Source organism: Serratia sp. X3 (genome assembly GCF_014982455.1).
Classification (GTDB): Bacteria; Pseudomonadota; Gammaproteobacteria; order Enterobacterales; family Enterobacteriaceae; genus Serratia; species Serratia ureilytica.
Genome location: NZ_JADCNB010000002.1, coordinates 249,294 through 275,014, shown reverse-complemented (window position 1 = coordinate 275,014; position 25,721 = coordinate 249,294). Strand labels below are relative to the sequence as shown.

Sequence of the window (25,721 nt, the reverse complement as noted above, 5' to 3'; positions counted from 1 at the left end):
CCGCGCCTTGTGTCACCCTGTTAACCGTTTGATAACAATCACAACGTTTTATCAGGGAGGAGAATTATGTTGGGGGATCCGATGGCGCTGTCCGCGCTGGTCACGCTGGTGGTCATCGCGCTATGGGCCAGCGCCCGTTTGCCGGAGTATTTGGTCGCGCTGCTGTTCTTTGCGGCGGTGATGGTATTGCAGCTGGCGCCCGCCGCGGTGACCTTTTCCGGTTTCGCGTCTTCCGCATTCTGGTTGGTGCTCAGCGGTTTCGTGTTGGGCACCGCCATCCGCAGCACCGGCTTGGCGGATCGCCTTGCCAACCGACTCTTGCCGCATCTGGCCGGTTCCTGGCCGCGCCTGGTGGGCGGCGTGGTGGCGATAAGCTACGCGTTGGCGTTTGTCATGCCCTCCAATATGGGGCGCATTACGCTGCTGATGCCGATCGTCATGGCGTTGGCCGAGCGCGCCGGCCTGGCGGAAGGCTCGCGCGGCCGCATCGGTTTGGCGCTGGCGGTGGGGTTCGGCACCTTCCAGCTTTCCGCCAGCATCCTGCCGGCCAACGTGCCTAACCTGGTGATGAGCGGTGCGGCGGAAAGCGCCTACGGCAGCCACTTCGCTTATCTCTCTTATCTGCTGTTGCACGCTCCGGTGCTCGGGTTGGCCAAAGGCGCGCTGCTGACGCTGTGCATCTGCGGCCTGTTCCGTGCCCGGCCGCAGCCAGTGGCGGCCGAGGCGGGGCAAACGCCGCTCAGCGCCGCCGAGTGGCGGCTGATCGCGCTGTTGGGCATTACGGTGCTGCTGTGGATGACCGACAGCTGGCACGGCATCGCCCCCGCCTGGATCGGGTTGGCGGCGGCCTGCTTCTGCCTGTTGCCGCGCATCGGTTTTCTCAACGGCGAGCAGTTCGCCGCCGGGGTCAACGTGCGCACCTGTATTTACGTGGCAGGGATCCTGGGGCTGACCGCATTGGTCAGCCACTCGGGGCTCGGCGATCGGTTGGGTGGCGCGCTGCTGGCGATGATGCCGGATCTGCACGGCAAGCCGTTTACTGCATTCGGTTCGCTGGTGGGGATCACCGCGCTGTTGAATTTCGTGGTGACCGCCAACGGCGTGCCGGCGCTGTTTACCCCGCTGGCGCAGGCGTTGTCCGCAGGCAGCGGCTTGCCGCTGCTGACGGTGCTGATGACCCAGGTGATCGGTTACGCCACGCCGCTGTTGCCGTATCAGGCCTCGCCGATCGTGGTGGCGATGGGGATGGGCAAAGTGCCGGCGCGTGAAGGGCTAAAGCTGTGTCTGCTGTTGGCCGCGCTCAGCTTCGCACTGCTGGTGCCGTTGGACTATCTGTGGTTCAGGCTGCTGGGGTGGATCCCGTAAACAGCCCCGCGCCGCCGGCAAAGCAGTCTTCGTCCAGCGTCAGGGTGGCGATTTTATGCACCGGTCCGCGCATGCTGACCTGAAAATCGCCGCTGAAGGCGATCTGCAGTTCGCCGCCCGGCATCCGCACACTAACCCGATCGCCGACTCGTCCCAACTTGCGCATCACGCTGGCGGCGGCGCAGCTGCTGCTGCCGGAGGCGAGGGTAAAACCGGCGCCGCGCTCCCAGATGCCGATACGCAGCGTCTGGCGATCGACCACTTCCACCAGTTGTACATTGGTGCGTTTCGGGAACAGCGGATGGCGCTCAATCTGCGGTCCGAGCCGATGCACCTGCGCCAGATCCAGTTTTTCCACCGGCACCACGCAGTGCGGGTTGCCCATCGACACCAGCGAAACGCTTAACGTCTCCTCCTTCAGGGGCAGCGGATAGTTCAGCGCCTCCGGCAGATCGATCAAGGCCGGCAGCGCCGCCGGGCTGAAATTGGCGCGCCCCATCTCCACGGTTATCTGATGCGCGTCTTCCGCCACCTGGCAACGCACGTCGCCGCCGGCGGTGTGCACCAGAAATGGCTGATGCGCCACGCGCTTGCTGTCGAACAGATACCGCGCGTAGATACGCAAGCCGTTGCCGCTTTTCTCCGCTTCGGAGCCGTCCGGGTTGATGATGCGCAGGGTGGGATTGACGGCGTCGCCGCTGTCGATCAGCAGGCCGTCGGAACCGATGCCGTAATGCGGGTGGCACAGCAGGCGGATCTGTTCCTGGCTCAGGCGATCGGCGACCGAACGGTGGCATACCAGGTAGTCGTTGCCCAGACCGTGATATTTGTGAAACAGCAGGGGAGTCATGACGTTGCTCGGCTCAGCGGGAAGAGGTCGCTACAGCTTACAACAGAACGTTGGCGTTAAAGCAAACAAAAGGCGGCCTGAGCCGCCCTTTTGCACGATTGCCGATCCGGCCATTAATTGTAGATGATCGCGGTGCCGTGCAGTTTGTTGTCACCGGTAGTGGCGATGATCTGGAAGGATTTGGCGCCCGCCGCGTCGGCTTTGGCCGCCAGTTTGTTTTCCAGGCTGCTCAGGTCGGACGCGCCGCTGACGGTAACGACGCCGGCTTTTTGCAGGTCGGCGGGTTGCGCGTTCACCAGTTCGGCGGCGAAGCTGCCGAAGGAGGCGGAAGTCAGTGCGATGGCTGCGATGGTCATTTTCAGGTTTTTCATGGTCTTATTTCCTATCAGTGTTCTTTACGATGTTTGTTTTGTAAGGTCGTTAATTTAATTAACGATCGATAATTTAATGTTAGATGCCGGTTTGACGGATTGCAAGTATTTTTTTAATGCTCGTTAATTAATTTTTTTTTACGCCCTGGCGTTGTGAGCAATAAGGGTATGCAGTCCACAGGCTTAATGCTTTGTTATTGATAGATTTCTGCAGTGCCATGCAGCTGGTTGTTGCCGCCGGCGCTGGTGATGCGGAAGGATTTGGCGCCGGCCTGATCGGCTTTGGCGGCCAGGCTGTTTTCCAGCGAGGTCAAATCGGACGCGCCGCTGACGGTGATGACGCCCACTTTTTGCTGGTCGGCCGGTTGGCTAGTGACCAAATCGGCGGCGAAGCTGCCGAAGGAAACGCTGGCCAGAGTGAGGGCGGCTAAGGTTAGTTTTAAGCTTTTCATGATGTTAATTCCTTTTCGATAACGGTCAATAGAGGGTTTAATCCGGTTCGCTAATTTTTATTAACGATCGATAACTAAATGCTAATCGGTTCTCGACGAGGGCGCAATATTTTTTTATAATGATCGTTAAGTTATTTGTGCTAAGCCTGCTGTGGAGCGGGATAGGAGAGGAACGATGAGCATCAATGAAGCGGTTTGCGGCAAGAAAAGCCGTGGCAGACCCAAACAATTTGATCGCGACCGGGCGTTGGAAAGCGCACTCGATCTGTTCTGGCGGCACGGGTATGAAGCCACCTCGCTGGCCGATCTGGTGGAAGTGACCGGCGCCAAGGCGCCGACGCTGTATGCCGAGTTCGGCAACAAAGAGGGGATGTTCCGCGCGGCGGTGGAGCGCTATCTGCAGAAATACACCACCTGCACCAACCAGCTGTTGGAACAGGATGTGCCGGTGGCCGAGATCGTCGAGGCTTACGTGCGTTCTTCGGTTCAGGTCTTCACCGATCCCGATACCCCCTCCGGCTGCTTTATGGTGTGCGCCTCCGCTGCGCTGTCGTCCGCGTCCGACGACGTCGCCCAGATGCTGCGCAAAAAGCATCATGCGCAGGAAGCGGCGCTGAAGGCCTGCTTCGATCGCAAGGTGCAGCAGGGCGAGCTGCTGGCGAAAACCGATACCGCGCTGCTGGCGAAATACGTGATTTGCACCATTGAAGGTATGTCGGTGCAGGCGCGAGAAGGGGCAAGCCGGGACGATCTGTTGCGGTTGCTGGAGGCGCTGATGCTGGTGTGGCCGCGGCTCAGCCAGATTGGCAATAAGGTGTAGAAACAGGCCCGGTTTTTACCGCAATGCTGATCAGTTAGCGTTTTTCTGCAGGCGTTCGTGACATTTTCGGTCGATAAAAGTGAGATGCCCCATGTGGCTCACGCACCTCGACCGAGCCAGGGGCCGAAGGCGCGGCCCCTGGCTGCCCTATCAGACGGTTGGCTTTGCCAACTGCCCTCTCTCCGCCATAGCGCATTGAGGCCGGTTGCGACAGGCGTCCCTGCCTGTCTCACCTGAAACCGCCGTCCATGGCGGTTTCGCCTAATGCGCTATGCCTGCGTTCGGCGTCTTCAAGGGCGCCCAACACCGCGCTCATCTCCAACTTCTCTACCAGAACCTCATAAGCGACAGATTTCCCGGTAGCAGCCAGCTCAGGTGTTGACCTTGGGCGCGCATCACCGGCTGCCGAGCAAGACGGCGTTGTCAGGGTCAACCGGCCAGGGAAGGCCGGTTGATGCGAGACTAACAGGGACGTTTGTCGCAGCCGACCCGCCCGACAACGCTGACGCGGCGAGGGTATCCGCGTAGCGGACAGATGGTGTTAAGCGAAGGCGCGGGTGGAGGGGCCGCGCCATCGGCCCCTCCAATTGCCGTTCATATTGGCCACAGAGAAATGCGGACATTTACGGCAATTCCCCTGCACAGAACGCCCAGAGGCTGGATAAAAAAATGCCACTCAGGCTTAAGTGAGCGGCATTGCGGCTTTTACCGGGCCGTTTAACCCATTACTGATTGACCGGGATCACCGCGCCCTGGTACTTCTCGCGGATAAAGTCTTGAATCGGCTTGGAGTGCAACACTTTCACCAGCGCCACGATCTCCGGCTTGTTCACGTCGGCTTTGTGCACGGTGATGATGTTGGCGTACGGGTTGTTTTCGCCGCTTTCGACCGCGATTGGATCCTTGGTCGGATTCAGCCCGGCGTCGATGGCGTAGTTGGCGTTGATCACCACGGCGTCACCTTCGTTGTTGTTGTACATCTGCGGCAGCAGCGCGCCTTCAACGTTAGCCTGGAACTTCAGGTGTTTCGGGTTTTCCACCACGTCGGCGATGCGCGCATCCACCTTGCTCACCCCTGGCTTCAGCTTGATCACGCCTTCCCGTTCAAAGATTGACAGAATGCGGCCTTCTTCCGCCACCGCGTCGCGCATGATGATTTTGCCGTTTTCCGGCAGATCTTTCAGGCTCTTGTACTTCTTCGAGTAGATGCCGATAGGCTCAATATGGATCGCGCCGGCGCTGACGAAGTCGTAGCTCTTGTCGTCGGCGTGGTCTTTCAGCACCGAGTTCAGGTAAGGCACGTGCTGGAAGTAGTTGGCGTCGATGTCGTGGCTGGCCAGCGCGGTGTTCGGCAGGATGTAGTCCTGGAAGCGCTTGATCTGCAGATCGATGCCTTCCTTCGCCAGTATCGGTTTGGCCTGTTCGAGGATCTCGGCGTGCGGCACGTTGGAGGCGCCAACCACCAGCTTGGTCGCCGCGGCGGCGCCGTAAGAGGCGAGGGTGGCGACAGAGGCGAAAGCCAACATCAGTAGGTGCTTTTTCATCATCGTTTTCCTTGGTTAATTAACGTTTATCGAGCGTTCTTGTCAGGGTGTCGCCAATGAACTGAATGACGAAAACGATCAGCAGGATCGTCAGCGTTGCCACCAGCGTCACGTCACTGTGGTTGCGTTGGAAGCCTTCCAGATAGGCCAGGTTGCCCAGGCCGCCGGCGCCGATCACCCCGGCCATCGCGGTGTAGCTCACCAGCGCGATCAGGGTGACGGTGATGCCGGAAACCAGCGCCGGCGAGCTCTCCGGCAGCAAGACGCGGAAAATCAGGGTGCGGTTTTTGGCGCCCATCGAGCGCGCCGCTTCGATTACCCCTTTGTCGACCTCGCGCAGCGCGATCTCCACCAGTCGGGCGTAGAACGGCGCGGCGCCGACGATCAGCGCCGGCAGGGCGGCGTCCGCACCGAGAATGGTGCCGATCAGCGACTTGGTGAACGGGATCAGCAGCACGATCAGAATGATGAACGGAATGGAGCGGAAGACGTTGACCAGCACGGAGATCAGGGTGTAGACCGTGCGGTTTTGCAGCAACTGCCCCTTCGAGGTTAAAAACAGCAGCACGCCGAGCACGATGCCCAGCACCAGCGTGGCCAAACCGGCGATGCCGGTCATGTACAGCGTTTCCCAGGTGGCGTCCCACAGTTGGTCCAGACGCAGGTGGGGGAACAGGGATTCAATCATGTTGGATAACCTCGACGGCGATGTCTCTTTCGTTCAGCAGGCTGAGCATGTCGGCGACGTGTTGTTCGTTGCCTTCGGCGTGGATGTACAGTTCGCCGAACGAACCGTTGAGGGTGTGGCTGATCTTGCCGTGCAGAATGTTGACGGTGAGCGGGTAGCGCCGAATCACCTCGGCGATCACCGCCTGATGCGTTTGTTCGCCGACGAAGGTCAGCTTGAAGATCGCCCCCGGCAGGTGGGCGGTGAGCTGCGGGTTGAAGCTCTCAGCCGTGTCCGCATACTGCGACACCTGTTTGACGAACTGCCGGGTGATCGGCTGCTGTGGCCGGGTGAACACCTCGAGCACCGGCCCCTCTTCGACGATGCGGCCGTTTTCCATTACCGCCACGCGGTGGCAGATTTTGCGCACCACGTGCATTTCGTGGGTGATCAGCACGATGGTCAATTTCAGCTGGCGATTGATGGCCAGCAGCAGATCGAGAATGGCGTCGGTGGTTTGCGGATCGAGCGCCGAGGTGGCCTCGTCGCACAGCAGCACGCTCGGGTTATTGGCCAGCGCGCGGGCGATGCCGACGCGCTGTTTCTGGCCGCCGCTGAGCTGCGACGGGTAGGCGTCTTCGCGTCCCTGCAGGCCGACCAGCGCGATCAGTTCCGCCACACGCGGGGCAATCTGCGCCTTGGGGACGCCGGCTATCTGCATGGAAAAAGCGATGTTTTGGCTGACGGTGCGCGACCACAGCAGGTTGAAGTGTTGGAACACCATGCTGATTTTCAGCCGCGCCTGGCGCAGGTGGCTGCCTTTGGCGCGGGCGATATCGAATCCGCCCACGTCAATGCGGCCGCTGGTGGGCTTTTCCAGGCCGTTGAGCAGGCGGATCAGCGTGCTTTTGCCGGCGCCGCTGTAGCCGATGATGCCGTAAATTTGCCCGGCTTCTATCGCCAGGCTGACGTCGTCAACCGCCACGACGCGGCCCTGTGCGCTGTCAAAAGTTTTGCAAACGTTCGAAAGAACGATCATAGCGAAGCGGATCCTTATCGATACATCACAGCATTCCGTCCGGGGCGCGTCGCGCCGGACAAGGATCGTTCGGCTTTTCGGCGGGGCACAACCCGGCGGGAAGTGACGGACGGAACCTCTGTTGCGGGTGAATACCGGGCAATCCTACCGAGGGTTTATAGTGACAGGAAGAATGTAAAATCTATTACTTATTCTGATTTGATATATTAGCGGCGAGCGAGATAAGGGGGAGAAAACCGGCCGCAGGGCGGCCGGCGGAGGCGGACTAGCGTTTTTCCAGCTTCATGTGCAGCAGCGGGAACGGGTTGCCCTGGCCGTCGAGCGGTGAGCGGCCGGTGATGACAAAACCGTAGTGGCGGTAGAAGCCGCTGGCCTGCGGATTTTGCTCGTTCACGTCCAGCTGCAGCTCATCGTGCAGCGTTTCCGCGTGGGTCAGCAGCGCTTTGCCCACGCCTTTGCCGCGCTGATCGGCATCGATAAACAGCATCTCCACCTTGTTGCCGTTCAGACCGATAAAGCCGCAGGGATGCCCCGGCTGCTCTTCGGCCACCCAAACGTTGACCGCCGGCAGGTAGTCGTTCAGCACCAGCGGGAACAGCTGTGCGATGTTGTCTTCGGTTAAAAAGTGGTGAGTGGCGCGCACCGAACGCAGCCAGATATCTGCCAATTGCGCGTTGTCTTCCGCCGCGCGTGCTCTGATGGTAATCATCGAACTCTCTGCTATCTAAGTTGAAGGAAAAGAAACTAGATAGAGGTTTTGTGGGGTTAGTGCCGAATTAACGTGGGTTAACGCCCTGCAAAGCGCCTCTGCAGTGGATCGAATAGGCCCGCCTGGTTGCAAGCGGTATAACAACTGTAATTCAGTAAGTTAAAGCTTTCAACCGCCGCAGGGCGCAATGAGGCGCTCGCCGCGTGATACACTGGCCGCTGAATGAGCAAGAGGGCGGCAGGATGGAAGCGGTACGCGCAGCGATAGAAAAACAGGTGCTCAGCCTGACCGGGCTGGCGCTCGGCGGCGTCGATTTTGAGAATCCGCCCGGCGATCCGGGGCTGTTCGGCCCGCAGTCGGTCATCTGGCAGGTACATCGCGACTTCACCCCGATGCTGTGCGGCGGCGTCAGCGCCTTGTTGTTGCAAATGCTGCACCCGTTGGCGCTGGCCGGCGTATGGGATCACTCCAACTTCCGCGACGATATGATCGGCCGCCTGCGCCGCACTAGCCAGTTCGTGTCGGTCACCACCTTCGGCCCGACCGCCGAGGCGGAGCGGCTGATCGCCAAAGTCAAAGCCATCCACCTGCGAGTGGCCGGCGTCGGCAGCGACGGCACGCCCTATGCCGCCAGCGATCCGGCGCTGCTGACCTGGGTGCACGTGGCGGAGAGCAGCCGTTTTCTGGCCAGCCACCTGCGCTACCGCAACCCGCATCTTTCCCGCGATTTGCAGGATCAATACTATCGCGAAGCGGCGCGTGTGGCCGCCGCGCTGGGGGCGACCACCATCCCTCAGTCCTGCGCGGAAGTAGACGACTATCTGCAGGCGATGCGGCCGCAGCTGGTGTGCGATGAACGCACGCAAGAGGTGGCGCGCATTCTGCTGAAGGCGCCGGCGCCGAGCGCATTGGCGCGCCCCCTCGGCGGGGTGGTGATGCAGGCGGGCATCGATCTGTTACCCGATTGGGCGCAGCGGCAGTTCGGTTTTCATCCGGGCGCGCTGCGGCGGCGGCTGGTGCGAACGGGCGCCGCCGGTTTGGGCAAGGTGCTGGGCGCGTCGATGCGCAACGGTTCCTATCAGCGTGCGGTGCGGCGCATCACTCAGCCGTCATGAGCCGCAGCCGCTATAATTAGCCTTTGTTTATCTTCGTTTACGGCCGTTTTTGAGACTTTTACGGGTGATCCGGCCAGTAATGCGTTTTACACTTGGGGGGCAAAGCCACATTCCATTTTTTGCGCGCAGCCGATTCTGCCGCGCCCTGACCCTATTGAGGTGATATGAACGAGTCATACGTACTTGCTGAAGTCAGCAATGAGAACCAGACGCTGGTCGCGGTGGTTCAGCAAGGGAGCAGGGCAGCCTATTTTTACATTTATCCCGCCGAAGCCTACAGCGATCGCTATCAGGTGCGCGCCTGCTGGCTGCGCAATCTGGCCGCCGCGCCGCTGCAGGAAGATCGCGCCGCGCTGGAGCAGGGGCAACCGCCGATGCTGGCGGCGGAATTTTGCCGCAACCTGGAAGGGGAAGCGCCGCTGAACCCGGAAGGGCTGATGGTGGTGTGGAGCGAAAGCGACGACGGCGCGGCCCTGTGGTATTACGGCCAACTGCTGGCGGTGATCCCCGGCTGGAGCCTGTATATCGACCATTCGGTGTGCTATTCCGCCAGCTGCATCAAGGAGAGCCCGTTGGCCTATCCGCTCGGTTCGGCCTCAACCAACACGCAATATGCGCAGGCGGAGAGCACCCGCCAATTCTGGCGCAGCTGGCAGCGTGAAGAGGGCAATCCGTGGCCGAAGATGCAGCGCGATTTTCAGGCGCGCTATGAGCAGCATTTCGGCCCTTCGGTAAAATACTACGCCATCGATCAGGGCAAGTGGCCTCCGATGGCCATCACCCAGCATGAACGCGACGGCATCTATTACTTCCTCACCATGGGCGTTAGCATTCGGCCGATGCCGTGGGTGGAGATCCTGTTCAACGATGAGGCTTCGCGCTATCGCCGCATGGAGATGGCGATCGCCATCGACAGCCAATACATGACCGAAGACAACGCGGTGCAGATGGCCAGCGCGCTGGCCGGTTTCGCTCACGCGCCTTGGGCGCGGCTGACCTGGATCGGCGAAGGGCATACGCTGGAGTCCGACGTGGCGCCGTTGGGCTATGAAGGCTATATTTTATCGTCGTCCTTCTACCCGCATCACGCGCACCTGACGTTGCCGCAGCAGTACGGCGATCCGGTGAACCTGTTCTGGGCCAGCCCGGTGTTTACCGCCGAGCGCCAGCTGGCGCACGCCACGCCGAACGGCGGGCACGATCTGGTGCACAGGCTGCGCGAGCAGGGCGTCGACCATATTTTCCGCCCGCGCCAGCCGGTGTGCTGACGCGACTTGTCTTCTCTTCGGGAGCCGCCATGACCAGCGCGCTGTTGATTATCGATGTGCAGGAAGGGTTGTTTACGCCGCCGCCGGCGGATGCCGCGGGCACCGTTGCGCGCATCAACCAACTGAGCGAGCGCGCCCGCCGGGCGGGCGTGCCGGTTGTCGTGATTCAGCACCATACGCCGGACGACGAACTGCCGCATGGCAGCGCCGCCTGGCAACTGCTTGCGGCGCTGAAGGTGGCGCCGGGCGACCATCGGGTGGATAAAACCACGCCGGACTCGTTCCTGCGCACTTCGCTCGGCGCGTTACTGATCGCCAACGGCGTATCGCAGCTGGTGGTTTGCGGCTACTCCACGCCGTTTTGCATCGATACCACGGTGCGCAGCGCGGCGGCGCACGGCTATCCGGTGACGCTGGCGGCGGATGCCCACACCTGCCACGACAAATCCTATGCCGACGGTTTGCTGATCCGTACCCACCATAACGAGACGCTGTCGAACACCGACAGCTTCGGCGTGCCGATCCGCGCCATACCCGCGGCGGACATCGTGTTCTGAGTATGGAAAACGGGGGCCAACGCCCCCGTTCGTTATTTCAGGCCCGCTCGTCGCGCCGCCACCTTGGCCAGCGCCGCCCAGTCCAGATCCGCATCCCCCTGCGCCATCGCGTCGAGGAAATTGTCTTTCAGCACCCCGGCGAACGGCATCGGCGTATGGCTGTCGGCGCCGGCGGCCAGCGCAAGCCCGACGTCCTTCAGCCCCAGCGCCAGCCGGAATCCGGCGGGTGAATACTTCTCGGCGGCGATCAGCGCGCCATAGCCCTGATAGGCCGGGGCGGCGAAGACGGTGCCGCTCAGCATCTGCAGATAGTCGGCGCCGGAAACGCCGTAGTTGCGCACCAGCGCGCTGCCTTCCGCCATCGCTTCAATGGCGCTGGCCAGCGTAAAGTTGGTGGCGATTTTGACCACGTTGGCCTGCGCCGGATCGGCGCCGAAGTGCCAGGTTTTCTGGCCGAGGGCATCGAACAGCGGCTGCGCTTGCTTCAGCCGCTCGCTATCGCCGGCCGCCAGAATATTCAGCTTGCCGGCGGCGGCCACGTCGACCCGGCCCAGCACCGGCGCGGCGATATAGCCGATGCCGTGTTCCGCATGCAGCGTCGTCAGGCGTTTGGCGAGTTCGACCGAGATAGTCGCCATATTGATATGCAGCGCGCCCGGTTTCATCCGCTGCAGCAATCCGCTGTCCACCACCACCTGTTGCGTCGCGGCATCGTCGGCCAGCATGGTGATCAGCACGTCGGCATCGGCCAACTGTTCCGGCCGTTCGGCCTGCCGCGCGCCGGCGCTCACCAGCGGCTGCGCCGCCTGCGGCGAACGGTTCCATACCGTCAACGCAAATCCCGCCTTCACCAGGTTAGCCGCCATGGCGCTGCCCATCCCACCCAGTCCGGCAAATCCGATCTTCATCATGCGCTCCTTTTTCAGGTTGAAGGTTTTACCCTAGCGCGCCGGGCCAGGAACGCAAATGCCGGAGTTTAACGCCGTCTTACGCGCCGGCGGCGGGCTATTGACGCATTGCCGCTGCGGGTATACCTTGATGGCATGAATATATCGATGCACTCCACCCACAATCAGTCATGGTGGCGCCTCTTCTGAGGCGGCACGAGTATTCACATCTCTTTTTAATGCCGCCGGTTTGGCGGCATTATCTTTTGTGGCGTTGATCCGGCGGTCTACAGACCTTCAGGAGCACTGTCATGAGTTACACCATTCTTACCGGCGATCGCGCCACCGGCCCACTGCATTTAGGTCACTTCGTCGGCTCGCTGCGCCAGCGCGTCGAACTGCAGCACCAGCATAACCAAACGGTGATGGTGGCGGATTTGCAGGGCCTGACCGACAACGGCAACAACCCGCAAAAAATCAGTGCCAACGTGCTCAACGTGGTGGCCGACTATCTGGCGGTCGGCATCGATCCGCACAAGACCACCATTTGCCTGCAGTCGGCGCTGCCGGCGTTGGCCGAGCTGACGATGTACTACCTCAACCTGGTCAGCGTGGCGCGGCTGGAACGCAACCCGACGGTGAAAAGCGAAATCGCCGAGAAGGATTTCGCCCGCAGCCTGCCGGCCGGTTTTCTGATCTATCCGGTCAGCCAGGCGGCGGACATCACCGCCTTCGGCGCCACCCACGTGCCGGTCGGCGAGGATCAGCTGCCGATGCTGGAGCAAACCAACGAGATCGTTCGGCGCTTCAACCACATCGTCGGCCAACCGGTACTGACGGAGTGCCAGCCGCTGCTGAGCAACGTCGGGCGTCTGCCGGGGCTGGACGGGCAGGGCAAAATGTCGAAATCGCGCGGCAACGCCATCCCGCTTGGCGCCGGCGCCGACGAGGTGCACAAGGCGGTGATGAGCATGTTCACCGATCCCGGTCATCTCAACGTCAGCGATCCCGGCCGGGTGGAGGGCAACATGGTGTTCACCTATCTGGACGCCTTCTGCGAAGACGCCGCGCTGGTGGCGGAGCTGAAGGCGCACTACCGGCGCGGCGGGTTGGGGGACGTGAAAATCAAACGGCTGCTGGAGGATTGCCTGCAGAGCCTGCTCGAACCGATCCGTACCCGCCGCGCCGAATTCATCGCCGATAAAGGCGAGCTGACGCGCATCCTGCAGCACGGCACCCGCCGCGCGCATCAGGTCAGCCAGCAGACGCTGCAGCAAGTCAAGGCGGCGCTGGGGCTGGACTTCTTTAGCCTGGAATGATGCGCACGCCGGGGCGGCACGCGTCACGCCCCGGCCATAAAACCATCATCCCACTGTCATAAACTTATCCGTTAATAGGTGCCCATAATGATTAGCCACTGAAACCAGAGAAATCATATGGCTCAGGCACTGTTAAAATTGGCGCAGCACGACTTTCCAGGGCAGCACGCCGCCGCATCCCGCAAAGTGTTATCGGTAAAGGGGCTCGGCAAGGCCTACAAAGCGCAGCAGCGCGTGCTGGATGACATCAATTTCGATCTGCACGCCGGCGAATTCGTGGCGGTGATCGGCCGCTCCGGCGCAGGCAAGTCCACGCTGCTGCATACCCTCAACGGCACCATTCCTTCCAGCTGCGGCGAGATGCTGCACTTCGAAGACGATGGCGTGGCGCAGGATATCGCCCAGCTTGCCGGCCGCCAGATGCGCCAATGGCGCGCGCGCTGCGGCATGATCTTCCAGGACTTCTGCCTGGTGCCGCGGCTGGACGTGATGACCAACGTGCTGCTGGGGCGCCTGAGCCACACCTCCACTCTGAAATCCTTCTTCAAACTGTTCGATGACGCCGACCGCGCTCGCGCCATCGAGCTGTTGCAGTGGCTCAACATGCTGCCGCACGCGCTGCAGCGCGCCGAGCACCTCTCCGGCGGCCAGATGCAGCGCGTCGCCATCTGCCGCGCGCTGATGCAAAACCCGCAAATCCTGCTGGCCGATGAGCCGGTGGCGTCGCTCGATCCGAAAAACACCCGCCGCATCATGGACGCGCTGCAGAAAATCAGCGAAGACGGCATCGCGGTGATGGTGAACCTGCACTCGGTCGAACTGGTGAAAGAGTATTGCTCGCGGGTGATCGGCATCGCCCACGGGAAGATCGTGTTTGACGGGCATCCTTCGCAACTGAACGAACGGATCCTGCACCAACTGTATGGCGAGGAAGCCAATCAGATCCATTGAAGCACTTTTGACCTTTACCCTTTACACACAAGGCACACCTAATGAAAAAAGTATTGAGTCTGACCACCCTGATGGCCGGCGCGATGATGGTATTTAATGCTGCCGCAGCGGATGCGCCGAAAGAGCTGAACCTGGGCATTCTCGGCGGCCAGAACGCCACCCAGCAGATCGGCGATAACCAGTGCGTGAAGCAGTTCCTGGATAAAGAGTTGAACGTCGATACCAAGCTGCGCAATTCGTCCGACTATTCCGGCGTGATCCAGGGCCTGCTGGGCGGCAAGATTGACCTGGTGCTCAGCATGTCGCCGTCGTCGTTCGCTTCGGTTTACATCAAGGATCCGAAAGCGGTGGACATCGTCGGCATCGCGGTTGACGACGTCGACCAGTCGCGCGGCTACCACTCGGTGGTGGTAGTGAAGGCCGGCAGCCCGTACCAGAAACTGGAAGACCTGAAGGGCAAGGCCATCGGCTTCGCCGATCCGGATTCCACCTCCGGCTTCCTGATCCCGAACCAGGCGTTTAAAAAGCTGTTCGGCGGCACGGTCGACAACAAATACAACAACACCTTCTCCAGCGTCACCTTCTCCGGCGGCCACGAGCAGGACATCCTCGGCGTGCTGAACGGCCAGTTCGAAGGCGCAGTGACCTGGGCGTCGATGATCGGCGACTACAACACCGGCTATACCAGCGGCGCGTTCACCCGCATGATCCGCATGGATCATCCGGACCTGATGAAACAGATCCGCATCATCTGGCAGTCGCCGCTGATCCCGAACGGCCCGATCCTGGTGAGCAACTCGCTGCCGGCCGACTTCAAGGCCAAAGTGGTCACCGCCATCAAGAAGCTGGATAAAGACGATCACGCGTGCTTTATCAAAGCGATGGGCGGCAAACAGCACATCGGCGACACCACCCTGGCGGAATACCAGACCATCATCGATATGAAGCGCGAGCTGACCAAAGGCGACCGTTGATTCCCGGCTGCCTCGGCCGCCCGAATGAAGGGGTTCAGCATGCTGAACCCCTTGTTCCATAACGATGGAAGACCTGTTTTGAATACCGATTTCGCACACTATTACCAACGGATCCGCAGCAAGCAAAAGCGCGAAGCGCTGCTGTGGTCGCTCGGGCTGGTGGTGCTGTACCTGGGCGCCGGCAACCTCGCCGAGTTCAACCTGCACACCGTCTGGGTGTCTATTCCGCACTTCTTCGACTACCTGGCCGAAACCGTGCCGACGCTGCACTGGAACCTGCTGTTCGCCGATGGGCGTACCGAAGGCTCGCTGGCCTACTGGGGCTATCGCCTGAACATTCAGCTGCCGCTGATCTGGGAGACCCTGCAGCTGGCGCTGGCGGCGACCATATTCTCGGTGCTGGTGGCGACCGTGCTGGCGTTTCTGGCCGCCGGCAATACCTATACTCCGGCCTCGGTGCGGCTGGCGATCCGCACGCTGGTGGCGTTTCTGCGCACCATGCCGGAGCTGGCGTGGGCGGTGATGTTCGTGATGGCGTTCGGCATCGGCGCCATTCCCGGCTTCCTGGCGCTGGCGCTGCACACCATAGGCAGCCTGACCAAGCTGTTCTACGAATCGATCGAAACCGCCTCCAACAAACCGGTACGCGGGCTGGCGGCCTGCGGCGCCACGCCGCTGCAGCGCATGCGCTTTGGCCTGTGGCCGCAGGTGAAGCCGGTGTTTCTCTCCTACAGCTTCATGCGGCTGGAGATCAACTTTCGCCAGTCGACCATTTTGGGGCTGGTGGGGGCGGGCGGCATCGGCCAGGAGCTGATGACCAACATTAAACTCGACCGTTACGATCAGGTCAGCATGACGCTGCTGCTGATCATCGTGGTGGTTTCCGTGCTCGACTACGTGTCGGGCGAGCTGCGCAAGCGCGTGGTGGAGGGGGCAAAATGACAGCGGGCACTCCGGCGTCGGCGGAAACGCTACGCCAGTTGAAACAGCAGCATCCGGCGATCTTCGCGCAGCAGGGGCGTTACCTGCGCACCGTCGGCCTGATCGCCTTGGCGATCGTGCTGTACTACGTGTTCTTCTTCCTGGTCTTCGGCATTAGCTGGCCGCAGTTTATCAACGGCTGCCAGCAGCTGGGGCGCTATTTCCTGCGCATGTTCGTCTGGCATGACTTCGCCAACTGGCCGTTCATGTACTACTTCCAGCAGATCGGCATCACCATCGCCATCGTGTTCGCCGGCACCATCACCGCGTCGCTGATCGCGCTGCCGCTGTCGTTCTTCGCCGCGCGCAACGTGATGTCGACGCCGCTGCTGCGGCCAATTTCGGTGCTGGTGCGCCGCTTGCTGGACGTGCTGCGCGGTATCGACATGGCGATCTGGGGGCTGATCTTCGTGCGCGCCGTCGGCATGGGGCCGCTGGCCGGGGTGTTGGCTATCGTGATGCAGGACGTCGGGCTGCTGGGCAAACTGTACGCCGAAGGCCATGAGGCGGTGGACAAGTCCCCGAGCCGCGGCCTGACGGCGGTGGGCGCCAACGGGTTGCAGAAGCACCGCTACGGCATTTTCACCCAGTCGTTCCCCACTTTCCTGGCGCTCAGCCTGTACCAGATCGAATCCAACACCCGCTCTGCGGCGGTGCTAGGCTTTGTCGGCGCCGGCGGCATCGGCCTGGTGTACGCGGAGAACATGCGGCTGTGGAACTGGGACGTAGTGATGTTCATCACCCTGATCCTGGTGGTGGTGGTGATGATCATGGACAAGGTCTCGTCGCTGCTGCGCAACAAGTACATCATCGGTGAAGACATCCCGCTGTATCAGCAAAAAAGCCAAATCGATTGAGAAACCCCTTGCCGATCCCTATACTGCCGCACATTCAAGGTGTGTGGCAGTCATTTCGTTTCGCAATGTGCGCACGTCCCCGTTAGACAAATAAGGCAATGCAATCCCATGATGAACAACGACGTGCTGCGCAGCGTGCGCTATATGCTGAGCATTAACAACGCCAAAATGGTCGAGATTATCAAACTGGACGATTTCGAGGTGGCGGTGTCGGCGATGGACGCTTACGTGATCAAAGAAGGCGAGCCGGGCTACGAGAAGTGCCCGGACGAAGTGATGGCCCACTTCCTCAACGGCCTGGTGTTCTTCAAACGCGGCAAGGACGACAAGTTCCCGGCGCCGGCGGTTGAGCTGCCAATCACCAACAACCTGGTGCTGAAAAAGCTGCGCGTGGCGTTCGAGCTGAAAGACACCGACATGCACCAGATTTTCACCGCGGTGGACTTCCGCATCTCCAAGCCGGAGCTGAGCGCGCTGTTCCGCAAAGAGGGCACCAAGAACTACCGCCCATGCGGCGATCAGATGCTGCGCTACTTCCTCAAAGGGTTGGCGCAGCGCATTCGCGGCGAGTAACGCGCAGCGTTCACCGAACATCAGGCGCAATCGCAAGGTTGCGCCTTTTTTATTGCCGCTCTCCCGCCCGCCATTGTTGTACTGGCCCTCAGCCACCCGTCATCGATGGAGGGCGTGCCGCCCATCCGGTTACTTTTTCATGGTCAATTCAATCACCCAAACCATGAGGAAAGCAGGATGCCAACCATCACGAAAACCCAATCACTTTACACGTTGACCCGGCCGGTCTGGCTGGATGCGGCAGGCATGAGCAAGGGCATCGACCACGATCGCCAGCACCTGGGCATTATTCTCGCCGCCGGGCAGGTGCTGCGCGTGCGCCAGACCAACGCGGCGTTTACCGGCAAGCTCACGCTGCGCTTGCTGAATGACGACAGCAAAACGGAGGCGGAATTCAGCGTTGGCGCGAGCTGGGTCGAGGCCCAGGTCAATGCCGTCTCGGTGCCGTTCATCGATACGCCGTATGGGCAGGGCGAGCCGGCGCTGGAGTTCGAGTACCCGGACACGGCGAAAGCGCTGCCGGTTTATCGCCGTGGCGAAAACGAAGCCGCATTCTTTGCCCGCTGGGACGATCGGGACGCCGAGTTTGCCCTGGTCGATGCGGAATACGCAGTGTTGCTGGTGCCGAAAATCAGTAAACCGGCGCTGAAGTCGCTGGGCGACGCGAAAAACATCGACGGGCTGATCGCCTACTACGATCGCATTTTCACTTTCTACAATGCGCTGACCGGCGTCTCGTTCGAGGCTGAACACGAATCCGATCGCAATATTCGCAACCGCTACTTTATGAAGGCCGATAAGCACGGCGCCGGCGCCGCGTATTACGGCGGCCGCTGGACGGCGGAAACCAGCAACTCGGTCAGCAGCTTCTGGCTGACGCCGAAAGACAGCAACTGGGGCAGCCTGCATGAGATCGCGCACGGCTATCAGGGGCACTTTATGGGCGACAAATATTTCTCCACCGGTGAGATGTGGAACAATATTTATGCCGCTTGCTATCAGGACGTGATGCTGGGGGAACGCAAATACCAGGAGGGGTGGCTGTATAACTACGGCAACGCGGCCGACGTCGAGAAGAAAATCATCGATTTGATCGCTCAGGGCACGCCGCTCAACCAGTGGGATCTGCGCTCCAAGCTGTTCTTCGCGATGCTGATGGTCGACAAGGCAGGCAAGAACGCCTTCACGCACTTTAATCAGCAATATCGTCAAAGCTGCAACACGCCGGGCTTCGTGCCGTCGGAACATGCCTTGCTGGATCTGCTGTCGGCAAGCTTCGCCGCGGCCGGTGAGCAGATCGACGTGACGCCGTTCGTCGAGCTGACCGGCGGCGTGATCACCCAAGCGCAGCGCGATCGCAACGCGTTCAGCCACGCCAAGGCGGTGTATCCGCTGTATCAACTGGTGGACGCGCAAAGTCTGCCGGCGGTGCAGGCGCAGCTGAAACTGGATTCCTCGCTGCGGCTGGTCGATTCCTGCCAGCTCAAGGCCAGCGGGCTGAAAGGTGACGTCACCCTAAGTCTGGATATCGATGACTTTGCGCAGATCTACGGTGAAGACCTGATCCTGATGGAAGGGGCGCGCTATGCCCACAAAGTCCGTATCGACACGCCGACCCTGGCGCTGACTGCGCTGCCGATCGGCGTGTATACCTTGCGGTTGCCGACCGGTAAAGATCGTAAATATCGGCCGACGGCGGGTTACCTGACGGTGAAGCAGGGGAAAAACGCGGTGACGCTTCGCTTTGAGCGCAAAGCCGCTTCGCCGATCGTTTCGCAGGAGATCAATCTGTTGGGCCTGAGCGATGCGGTCTTCGCCACCGTGGTCGTCGATCGCGCCAAAGGAGCGGTGGTGGTTGACGTGACCAGCACCACGCCGCACGCCTACTTCCCCGGTGAAACCTATGCCCGGGTGACGCTGCGCGATCGGCAGGGCGCGGTGCGCTTCAGCAAGGAGATTCAGGGCACTCAGGCTACCTTAAGTCATGACGAGCTGCCGTTTGCCGAGGGCGATGACATCGAGATTTACCATGTGGAGCCGAGTCGGGTGCGCCTGAATCCGGCGGCGACCGGGGTTATCGATAATAAAAACAAAACCAACGTGCTGCGTATCGAAAAAAGCGGGCTGAAAAACCCGGCGCTGTCCGGCGATCCTGAACAAGCGCTGCTGACGCGTCTGGAACAGGCGGCGCAGCGTTTGCGTCGCCTGTTGCCAGCTTACTATGCACCATCGTCGTCGTTCAAAGATGATATTTATCTGGCGATCGGCGCCTTTGCCGAGCCGCAGCGCGAGTCACTGTTGGCGACCTATCGGGATTGTCTGCCGGCCGACAATACGCCGCCGGATGCCAACGTCGGCAATGCGTTTACCGTGGCTGCCAAAGGGATCGGCGATCGCCAGTTCCTGACCGGTGACGTCGATCTGGTGAAGAAAACCGTTACCGTCACGCTGGCGGCGGGGATTGCTCACCACTACTTTGCCGACAGCTACGCCTTCCTCAGCGTGACGGATGCGGACGGCAACGTCTTGCTCAGTTACGATGTCATCGGCAGCCAGAATCAATCGGCCAAAACCTGGGTGCTGCCGCTGTCAGGTTACGGCGGTGAAGTGATTCATCTGCGGCATGAAGAGCCGGACAACCGCCTGGCGATCGTCAACGAAATGCAGCACCTGCGGCTGGCGGAGAAGGGCAAGCAACAGACCTACTGCATTACGCCGGTCGGTTTGAAACGCATCAACGACTGATCCCCATCGGCCTGCGGGGCGGCGAGTGTCGTCGCCCCGGTTTTTCCTCTTCGTTATCCCGCCATTGCACTCTTTTTGTTCTCCCGCTGCGCGCCGCTGGTGCAGCCCGTTTGCTGCTATCGTCATAAGTTTTAATTATAATTTATTGAAATCATGAGATTAAAAATTGGCACGCCGGTTGCTCTGTTGGATCCCATCTTGTGTACCAGATGGAATTCAGTCGATGAGCGAATCTGTTGTAGCGTGCGGTTTTACCCTCAGTGAATGGCAGCACCATTATCAAACCCGTCCGGCGGGCGAGCGCCTCGCCTGCGTCAGTGCGACGATCGAAACGCTGGTCGCCGGGCTGAACCCAGACGATAACGCCTGGCTGTATCTCGCTACGCCGGCGCAGCGCGAGCAGCAGTATCGGCAGCTGGCGCAGAGGCTCGAGGTGGTCGCAGGCGATCTCAGCCGCCTGCCGCTGTTCGGCGTGCCCTTCGCCATCAAAGACAATATCGACGTCGGCGGCTGGCCGACCAGCGCCGCCTGCCCGGCGTTCACTTATCAGGCCGCGGCGGACGCCACCGTGGTCGCCCACCTGCGCGCCGCCGGGGCGATCGCCCTCGGTAAAACCAACCTCGACCAGTTCGCTACCGGGTTGGTGGGCACCCGCTCACCTTACGGCGCGGTGGTCAACAGCTTCGACAGCCGCTACGTCAGCGGCGGTTCCAGCTCCGGCTCCGCTTCGGTGGTGGCGCGCGGCCTGGTGCCGTTCGCGCTCGGCACCGATACCGCCGGTTCGGGGCGCGTGCCCGCCGGGTTCAACAACATCGTCGGGCTGAAGCCGACCAAAGGGCGATTGTCCAACCGCGGCGTGGTGCCGGCCTGCCGGTTGAACGATACGGTGTCGGTCTTCGCGTTGACGGTGGCCGATGCCGCGCAGGTGGCGGAGCTGGCGAGCGGCTTTGACGCGGCAGACCCGTATTCCCGCCCCGATCCGTATACCGCGCCGGCGGATATCCCCGCCGCGCCGCGTTTCGCCGTTCCCGCCCAGCTGGAGTTTTTCGGCGACGTGCAGGCCGAGCGGGCGTTTCACCGAGCGCTGGCGCAGCTGCAGGCGGGCGGCGCCACGCTGGAACCCCTCGATTTCGCGCCGTTTCGCACTCTGGCGGAACAGCTGTATTACGGCCCCTGGGTAGCGGAGCGCACGGTAGCGATTGAGCAGGTGCTGGAAGCGAACCCGCAGGCTATCGATCCGGTGGTGCGCGGCATCGTTGGTAACGGCCTGGGCTACAGCGCCTGCGACGCCTACAAAGCAGAATACCTGCGCGCCGAGCTGGCGCGGCAGATCGCCCAGCGGCTGGCGCCGTTCGACGCGCTGGTGGTGCCGACCGCGCCCACTATCCGCACCCTGGCGGAGATGGCGCAAGAGCCGGTGCTGTTCAATTCGCAATTTGGCACTTACACCAATTTCACCAACCTGGCCGATCTGAGCGCGCTGGCGCTGCCGGGGCCGCTGCGCGAAGACGGGCTGCCGGCGGGCATCACCCTGATTGCGCCCGCCTGGCATGACCGGGCGCTGGCGGCGTTTGGCCTGCGTTGGCAACGGCAAAGCGCCTTGCCGCTCGGGGCCATCGGCCGGGCATTGCCGCCGCAGCCTGCGCCGGCGCCGTCCACAGGGCACGTGCGTCTGGCGGTAGTGGGCGCTCACCTTAGCGGTATGCCGCTCAACGTCCAGCTGACGCAGCGTGACGCGGTGCAGGTGGAGCAAACCGTCACCGCCCCCTGTTATCGCCTCTACGCGCTGGCCGATACCGATCCGCCGAAGCCAGGGTTGGCGCGCGTGGCGCAGGGCGCGGCGATCCGCGTTGAGCTGTGGGACATCCCGCTGGCGCGTTTCGGCGAGTTTGTGGCGGAAATTCCGGCGCCATTGGGCATCGGCACGCTGCTGCTGGCGGACGGCCGGCGGGTGAAGGGGTTTATCTGCGAAGCCTGGGCGTTGGAAGACGCGACGGATATCACTGAGTTTGGCGGTTGGCGCGACTATCTCGCCAGCGTTAAGGGGGCATGAACATGTTTACTACCGTACTGATCGCAAACCGCGGCGAAATCGCCTGCCGCGCCATTCGCACCCTGAAACGCCTGGGCGTAACCAGCGTGGCGGTCTACTCTGATGCCGACCGCAATGCGCCGCACGTCACCGAGGCCGACAGGGCGGTGGCGCTCGGCGGCGACAAGGCCGCCGACAGTTACCTGCGCATCGACAAGATCCTCGCGGCCGCAGCGGCCACCGGCGCGCAGGCGATCTACCCCGGCTACGGCTTTTTGTCCGAGAGCGCCGAGTTTGCCGACGCCTGCGAGGCGGCGGGCATCGCCTTTATCGGCCCGACGGCGGCGCAGATGCGCGAGTTCGGCCTCAAGCACCGGGCGCGCGAGCTGGCGGCGTTGGCCGGGGTGCCGATGACGCCGGGCACCGGCTTGCTGGAGAGCGTTGAGCAGGCGGTTGCCGCCGCCGCGCGCATCGGCTACCCGGTGATGCTGAAAAGCACCGCCGGCGGCGGCGGCATCGGCCTGACGCGCTGTGACGACGAGGCGGCGCTGCGCGACGCGTACGACAGCGTCAAACGGCTGGGAGAGCAGTTCTTCCGCGACGCCGGCGCCTTTATCGAACGCTTCGTCGATCGGGCGCGCCACGTCGAGGTGCAGATTTTCGGCGACGGCCAGGGGCGGGTGGCGGCGCTCGGCGAGCGCGACTGTTCGCTGCAGCGGCGCAACCAAAAGGTGGTGGAGGAAACCCCGGCGCCGCATCTGCCGGCGGCGACCCGCCAGGCGCTGCACCGGGCGGCGGTGGCGCTGGGCGAGTCGGTGAATTACCGCAGCGCCGGCACCGTAGAGTTTATCTATGACGCTGCGCGCGACGAGTTTTATTTCCTGGAAGTGAACACCCGCTTACAGGTCGAGCACCCGGTCACCGAAATGGTCACCGGCCTGGATCTGATCGCATGCATGCTGCAGGTGGCGGCGGGCGACGCGCTGGATTGGGCGACGTTGCAACGCGCGCCGCAGGGCGCGGCGATCGAAGTGCGCCTCTACGCCGAAGATCCGCTGAAAAACTTCCAGCCCAGCCCCGGCGTACTGACCGAGGTGCATTTCCCTGACGACGTGCGCCTCGACGGTTGGGTGGCGACCGGCAGCGAAGTGTCGGCGTTTTACGATCCGATGATCGCCAAGCTGATCGTGCACGGCGCCGATCGGGCGCAGGCGCTGGAAAAATTGCGCGCGGCGCTGGCGGCGACCCGTTTGCACGGCATCGCCACCAACCTCGACTATCTGCGGCAGGTGATCGCCACGCCGCAATTTCAGCGCGGCGACGTCTGGACGCGCCTGCTGGACGATGTGCGTTTCCAGCCGCACTGCCTCGAAGTGTTGCAACCCGGCACCTACAGCAGCGTGCAGGATTATCCCGGCCGCCTCGGCTATTGGGACATCGGCGTGCCGCCGTCCGGCCCGATGGACGACTTCGCGTTTCGGCTGGCCAACCGCATCGTCGGCAACCACCCGGCGGCCGCCGGGCTGGAGTTTACCCTGCAGGGGCCGACGCTGCGCTTTCACTGCGACGCCACCATCGCGCTGACGGGCGCGAGCTGCCCGGCCGATCTGGATGGCGAGGCGGTCGCCTACTGGCGGCCGATCGCGGTGCGGGCCGGGCAGGTATTGACGCTGGGCCGTGCTACGCAAGGTTGCCGCACCTATCTGGCGGTACGTAACGGCTTCGACGTGCCGGTATATCTCGGCAGCCGCTCCACCTTCGCGCTGGGCCAGTTCGGCGGCCACGCCGGGCGCACCTTGCGGGTGGCGGACATGTTGGCGATCGCCCAACCGGCGCTGGCGGCCAGCACCACCCCGGCGCCGATCGCCGCGCCGCAGGCGATGGACGACAGCCTGATCCCGCACTACGGCGACCAGTGGCACATCGGCGTGCTGTACGGGCCGCACGGCGCGCCGGACTTTTTCACCGCTGAATCGATAGAGGCCTTTTTCGCCACCGACTGGCAGGTGCATTACAACTCCAACCGCCTCGGGGTGCGCCTGGCGGGGCCGAAGCCCGAGTGGGCGCGGGAGGACGGCGGCGAGGCCGGTTTGCATCCTTCCAACGTGCACGATTGCGAGTACGCCATCGGCGCCATCAACTTCACCGGCGACTTCCCGGTGATCCTGACCCGCGACGGGCCGAGCCTCGGCGGCTTCGTCTGTCCGGTGACCATCGCCAAGGCCGAACTGTGGAAAGTGGGGCAGGTGAAGCCGGGCGACCGCATCCGTTTCCATCCGATCGGCTTCCGGCAGGCGCAGTCGCTGGAGCAGGCGCAGCTCGGCAGCATCGAAGCGCTGGCGGCGGTGAAGGCCATCACCCTGCCGCCGCCGGATCTGGCCCCGGCGGAGACCGTTTCCGCCGCGGTGCTGGCGGCGCTGCCGGCGGCGGAAGGGCGCCCGGCGGTGGCGTATCGCCAGGCGGGGGACGGCTACATCCTGATGGAGTACGGCGACAACGTGCTCGATCTGGCGCTGCGGCTGCGCATTCATCTGCTGATGCAGTCGCTGCGTGAGGAGGCGATACCGGGCGTGGCGGAGCTGGCGCCGGGCGTGCGTTCGCTGCAGATCCGCTACGACAGCCGGCAGATTGGCCAGGCCGACCTGCTGCAGCGCCTGCTGGCGCGCGAACGGGCGCTGGGGGACGTCAGCCGCCTGAAGGTGCCGACGCGCACCGTGTGGCTGCCGATGGCGTTTGAGGATTCGGCCACGCTGGGGGCGGTGGATCGCTATCAACAGACGGTGCGCGCCTCGGCGCCCTGGCTGCCGAACAACGTCGATTTCATTCAGCGCATCAATGGCCTGAGCCGACGCGAGCAGGTGCGCGACATTCTGTTCGACGCCAGCTACCTGATCCTCGGGCTGGGCGACGTCTACCTCGGCGCGCCCTGCGCGGTGCCGCTCGATCCGCGCCATCGCCTGCTGAGCTCCAAATACAACCCGGCGCGCACCCATACCGCCGAAGGGACGGTCGGCATCGGCGGCATGTACATGTGCATCTACGGCATGGACTCGCCGGGCGGTTACCAGCTGGTGGGGCGCACGCTGCCGATCTGGAACAAGTTTCTCAAAAACCCGCAGTTCACCGCCGGTGAGCCCTGGCTGCTGCGCTTCTTTGATCAGGTGCGCTTCTACCCGGTCAGCGAGCAAGAGTTGGACGAGCAGCGCGAAGCGTTCCGTGAAGGGCGCATGCAGGTGCGCATCGAAGAGAGCGAGTTCGACTTCGCCGCCTACACCCGTTTCCTGGCCGACAACGCCGAGGCGATCGCCGACTTCCAGCATCGCCAGCAGCAGGCGTTCAGCGCCGAAGTGGCGCGCTGGCGCAGCGATGACGACGAGGCCGAGGCGCAGCTGTTGCCGCCGGAGGAAGAAGACGCCATCGACGGCGATCTGGTCAGCGCCGATCTGAACGGCAGCGTGTGGAAGATCCTGGTGGAACCGGGGCAGGCGGTGGCGGCCGGGCAGCCGCTGATCGTGGTCGAGGCGATGAAAATGGAGCTGGCGGTCACCGCGCCGCGCGCCGGGATCGTTAAACGCATCAGCTGCCGGCAGGGGCGGCCGGTCGGGCCGGGCGACGCCCTGCTGTGGCTGGAAAAGGCGGTCTGAA

The 25,721-nt window shown here is 62.4% G+C and carries 22 protein-coding genes; 14 read left to right on the top strand and 8 right to left on the bottom strand.

The genetic code is table 11. The annotated features are described in order from the left end of the window. Positions 1 to 66 precede the first annotated feature (66 nt). Positions 67 to 1,365, top strand: coding sequence for an SLC13 family permease (locus IMX17_RS11595; RefSeq protein ID WP_182074543.1), 1,299 nt, complete (start codon positions 67 to 69; stop codon positions 1,363 to 1,365). Here IMX17_RS11595 and dapF read toward each other — a convergent pair. The 3 genes from dapF to IMX17_RS11580 form a co-directional block, all read right to left on the bottom strand. Next, positions 1,340 to 2,215 carry a diaminopimelate epimerase gene (gene dapF, locus IMX17_RS11590; protein WP_069100137.1) on the bottom strand — a complete coding sequence of 292 codons (876 nt, stop codon included), beginning with the start codon at positions 2,213 to 2,215 and terminating at the stop codon, positions 1,340 to 1,342. The two genes, IMX17_RS11595 and dapF, sit on opposite strands and share 26 nt — an antisense overlap. A gap of 113 nt (positions 2,216 to 2,328) precedes the next feature. Further along, a complete protein-coding gene (locus IMX17_RS11585; RefSeq protein WP_046896874.1) occupies positions 2,329 to 2,586 on the bottom strand; it encodes a YdgH/BhsA/McbA-like domain containing protein in 258 nt (85 codons plus the stop codon). A gap of 194 nt (positions 2,587 to 2,780) precedes the next feature. Beyond that, positions 2,781 to 3,038 carry a DUF1471 domain-containing protein gene (locus IMX17_RS11580; protein WP_033642312.1) on the bottom strand — a complete coding sequence of 86 codons (258 nt, stop codon included), beginning with the start codon at positions 3,036 to 3,038 and terminating at the stop codon, positions 2,781 to 2,783. A gap of 175 nt (positions 3,039 to 3,213) precedes the next feature. On the opposite strand from IMX17_RS11580, the gene IMX17_RS11575 reads away from it, so the two are divergent. Beyond that, positions 3,214 to 3,858, top strand: a complete 645-nt coding sequence (locus tag IMX17_RS11575; protein WP_033642313.1) for a TetR/AcrR family transcriptional regulator — start codon at positions 3,214 to 3,216, stop codon at positions 3,856 to 3,858. A gap of 725 nt (positions 3,859 to 4,583) precedes the next feature. On the opposite strand, the gene IMX17_RS11570 is transcribed toward IMX17_RS11575, so the two are convergent. From IMX17_RS11570 to IMX17_RS11555, 4 genes are all read right to left on the bottom strand, one after another. Then, a complete protein-coding gene (locus tag IMX17_RS11570; RefSeq protein WP_033652662.1) occupies positions 4,584 to 5,402 on the bottom strand; it encodes a MetQ/NlpA family ABC transporter substrate-binding protein in 819 nt (272 codons plus the stop codon). A gap of 19 nt (positions 5,403 to 5,421) precedes the next feature. Continuing rightward, positions 5,422 to 6,090 carry a methionine ABC transporter permease gene (locus tag IMX17_RS11565; RefSeq protein WP_033642316.1) on the bottom strand — a complete coding sequence of 223 codons (669 nt, stop codon included), beginning with the start codon at positions 6,088 to 6,090 and terminating at the stop codon, positions 5,422 to 5,424. After that, complete coding sequence (locus IMX17_RS11560) at positions 6,083 to 7,108, bottom strand: methionine ABC transporter ATP-binding protein (RefSeq protein ID WP_193549791.1); 1,026 nt, start codon at positions 7,106 to 7,108, stop codon at positions 6,083 to 6,085. The genes IMX17_RS11565 and IMX17_RS11560 overlap by 8 nt, the downstream gene beginning before the upstream one ends. 265 nt (positions 7,109 to 7,373) lie before the next feature. Next, entirely contained in the window at positions 7,374 to 7,817 is a 444-nt protein-coding gene (locus IMX17_RS11555) for an acetyltransferase (RefSeq protein ID WP_033642318.1), read from the bottom strand. Between the two features lie 242 nt (positions 7,818 to 8,059). Between IMX17_RS11555 and IMX17_RS11550 the strand changes: the two genes are divergently transcribed. From IMX17_RS11550 to IMX17_RS11540, 3 genes are all read left to right on the top strand, one after another. Continuing rightward, positions 8,060 to 8,932 (top strand): oxygenase MpaB family protein, encoded by an 873-nt coding sequence (locus IMX17_RS11550; RefSeq protein WP_182264913.1) that lies wholly within the window; start codon positions 8,060 to 8,062, stop codon positions 8,930 to 8,932. 164 nt (positions 8,933 to 9,096) lie between these two features. After that, positions 9,097 to 10,200: a suppressor of fused domain protein gene (locus tag IMX17_RS11545; protein ID WP_033652667.1), complete on the top strand. Its 1,104-nt coding sequence runs from the start codon at positions 9,097 to 9,099 to the stop codon at positions 10,198 to 10,200. Between the two features lie 29 nt (positions 10,201 to 10,229). Further along, a complete protein-coding gene (locus IMX17_RS11540; RefSeq protein ID WP_193549790.1) occupies positions 10,230 to 10,757 on the top strand; it encodes a cysteine hydrolase family protein in 528 nt (175 codons plus the stop codon). A 32-nt stretch (positions 10,758 to 10,789) separates the two neighbouring features. Here the strand turns inward: IMX17_RS11540 and IMX17_RS11535 are convergent, their stop codons facing one another. Further along, complete coding sequence (locus IMX17_RS11535) at positions 10,790 to 11,665, bottom strand: NAD(P)-dependent oxidoreductase (protein WP_046896878.1); 876 nt, start codon at positions 11,663 to 11,665, stop codon at positions 10,790 to 10,792. 290 nt (positions 11,666 to 11,955) lie between these two features. Here IMX17_RS11535 and trpS point away from each other — a divergent pair, with 290 nt between their 5' ends. From trpS to uca, 9 genes are all read left to right on the top strand, one after another. Next, positions 11,956 to 12,963: a tryptophan--tRNA ligase gene (trpS, locus tag IMX17_RS11530; protein ID WP_042783933.1), complete on the top strand. Its 1,008-nt coding sequence runs from the start codon at positions 11,956 to 11,958 to the stop codon at positions 12,961 to 12,963. 117 nt (positions 12,964 to 13,080) lie between these two features. After that, complete coding sequence (gene phnC / locus IMX17_RS11525; protein WP_019454697.1) at positions 13,081 to 13,914, top strand: phosphonate ABC transporter ATP-binding protein; 834 nt, start codon at positions 13,081 to 13,083, stop codon at positions 13,912 to 13,914. 41 nt (positions 13,915 to 13,955) lie between these two features. Then, positions 13,956 to 14,888 (top strand): phosphonate ABC transporter substrate-binding protein, encoded by a 933-nt coding sequence (gene phnD, locus IMX17_RS11520; RefSeq protein ID WP_004939482.1) that lies wholly within the window; start codon positions 13,956 to 13,958, stop codon positions 14,886 to 14,888. A 78-nt stretch (positions 14,889 to 14,966) separates the two neighbouring features. Then, a complete protein-coding gene (gene phnE, locus IMX17_RS11515; RefSeq protein ID WP_016928590.1) occupies positions 14,967 to 15,830 on the top strand; it encodes a phosphonate ABC transporter, permease protein PhnE in 864 nt (287 codons plus the stop codon). Then, entirely contained in the window at positions 15,827 to 16,726 is a 900-nt protein-coding gene (gene phnE, locus IMX17_RS11510) for a phosphonate ABC transporter, permease protein PhnE (protein WP_033633798.1), read from the top strand. The genes phnE (IMX17_RS11515) and phnE (IMX17_RS11510) overlap by 4 nt, the downstream gene beginning before the upstream one ends. A gap of 108 nt (positions 16,727 to 16,834) precedes the next feature. Beyond that, on the top strand, positions 16,835 to 17,299 hold the full coding sequence (locus tag IMX17_RS11505; RefSeq protein ID WP_016928588.1) for a DUF1456 family protein: 465 nt from the start codon (positions 16,835 to 16,837) through the stop codon (positions 17,297 to 17,299). A 177-nt stretch (positions 17,300 to 17,476) separates the two neighbouring features. Further along, entirely contained in the window at positions 17,477 to 20,044 is a 2,568-nt protein-coding gene (locus tag IMX17_RS11500) for a putative mucin/carbohydrate-binding domain-containing protein (protein WP_193549789.1), read from the top strand. Positions 20,045 to 20,267: 223 nt separating this feature from the next. Then, positions 20,268 to 22,097 (top strand): allophanate hydrolase, encoded by a 1,830-nt coding sequence (gene atzF / locus IMX17_RS11495; protein ID WP_193549788.1) that lies wholly within the window; start codon positions 20,268 to 20,270, stop codon positions 22,095 to 22,097. Positions 22,098 to 22,099: 2 nt separating this feature from the next. Beyond that, positions 22,100 to 25,720 (top strand): urea carboxylase, encoded by a 3,621-nt coding sequence (uca, locus tag IMX17_RS11490; protein WP_193549787.1) that lies wholly within the window; start codon positions 22,100 to 22,102, stop codon positions 25,718 to 25,720. Position 25,721: the final 1 nt, after the last annotated feature.

Bases quoted from the DNA above. Each gene is read 5' to 3' on its own strand.
- IMX17_RS11595 (WP_182074543.1), top strand. From the start codon at position 67: ATGTTGGGGGATCCGATGGCGCTGTCCGCGCTGGTCACGCTGGTGGTC.
- dapF (WP_069100137.1), bottom strand. From the start codon at position 2,215: ATGACTCCCCTGCTGTTTCACAAATATCACGGTCTGGGCAACGACTAC.
- IMX17_RS11585 (WP_046896874.1), bottom strand. From the start codon at position 2,586: ATGAAAAACCTGAAAATGACCATCGCAGCCATCGCACTGACTTCCGCC.
- IMX17_RS11580 (WP_033642312.1), bottom strand. From the start codon at position 3,038: ATGAAAAGCTTAAAACTAACCTTAGCCGCCCTCACTCTGGCCAGCGTT.
- IMX17_RS11575 (WP_033642313.1), top strand. From the start codon at position 3,214: ATGAGCATCAATGAAGCGGTTTGCGGCAAGAAAAGCCGTGGCAGACCC.
- IMX17_RS11570 (WP_033652662.1), bottom strand. From the start codon at position 5,402: ATGAAAAAGCACCTACTGATGTTGGCTTTCGCCTCTGTCGCCACCCTC.
- IMX17_RS11565 (WP_033642316.1), bottom strand. From the start codon at position 6,090: ATGATTGAATCCCTGTTCCCCCACCTGCGTCTGGACCAACTGTGGGAC.
- IMX17_RS11560 (WP_193549791.1), bottom strand. From the start codon at position 7,108: ATGATCGTTCTTTCGAACGTTTGCAAAACTTTTGACAGCGCACAGGGC.
- IMX17_RS11555 (WP_033642318.1), bottom strand. From the start codon at position 7,817: ATGATTACCATCAGAGCACGCGCGGCGGAAGACAACGCGCAATTGGCA.
- IMX17_RS11550 (WP_182264913.1), top strand. From the start codon at position 8,060: ATGGAAGCGGTACGCGCAGCGATAGAAAAACAGGTGCTCAGCCTGACC.
- IMX17_RS11545 (WP_033652667.1), top strand. From the start codon at position 9,097: ATGAACGAGTCATACGTACTTGCTGAAGTCAGCAATGAGAACCAGACG.
- IMX17_RS11540 (WP_193549790.1), top strand. From the start codon at position 10,230: ATGACCAGCGCGCTGTTGATTATCGATGTGCAGGAAGGGTTGTTTACG.
- IMX17_RS11535 (WP_046896878.1), bottom strand. From the start codon at position 11,665: ATGAAGATCGGATTTGCCGGACTGGGTGGGATGGGCAGCGCCATGGCG.
- trpS (WP_042783933.1), top strand. From the start codon at position 11,956: ATGAGTTACACCATTCTTACCGGCGATCGCGCCACCGGCCCACTGCAT.
- phnC (WP_019454697.1), top strand. From the start codon at position 13,081: ATGGCTCAGGCACTGTTAAAATTGGCGCAGCACGACTTTCCAGGGCAG.
- phnD (WP_004939482.1), top strand. From the start codon at position 13,956: ATGAAAAAAGTATTGAGTCTGACCACCCTGATGGCCGGCGCGATGATG.
- phnE (WP_033633798.1), top strand. From the start codon at position 15,827: ATGACAGCGGGCACTCCGGCGTCGGCGGAAACGCTACGCCAGTTGAAA.
- IMX17_RS11505 (WP_016928588.1), top strand. From the start codon at position 16,835: ATGATGAACAACGACGTGCTGCGCAGCGTGCGCTATATGCTGAGCATT.
- IMX17_RS11500 (WP_193549789.1), top strand. From the start codon at position 17,477: ATGCCAACCATCACGAAAACCCAATCACTTTACACGTTGACCCGGCCG.
- atzF (WP_193549788.1), top strand. From the start codon at position 20,268: ATGAGCGAATCTGTTGTAGCGTGCGGTTTTACCCTCAGTGAATGGCAG.
- uca (WP_193549787.1), top strand. From the start codon at position 22,100: ATGTTTACTACCGTACTGATCGCAAACCGCGGCGAAATCGCCTGCCGC.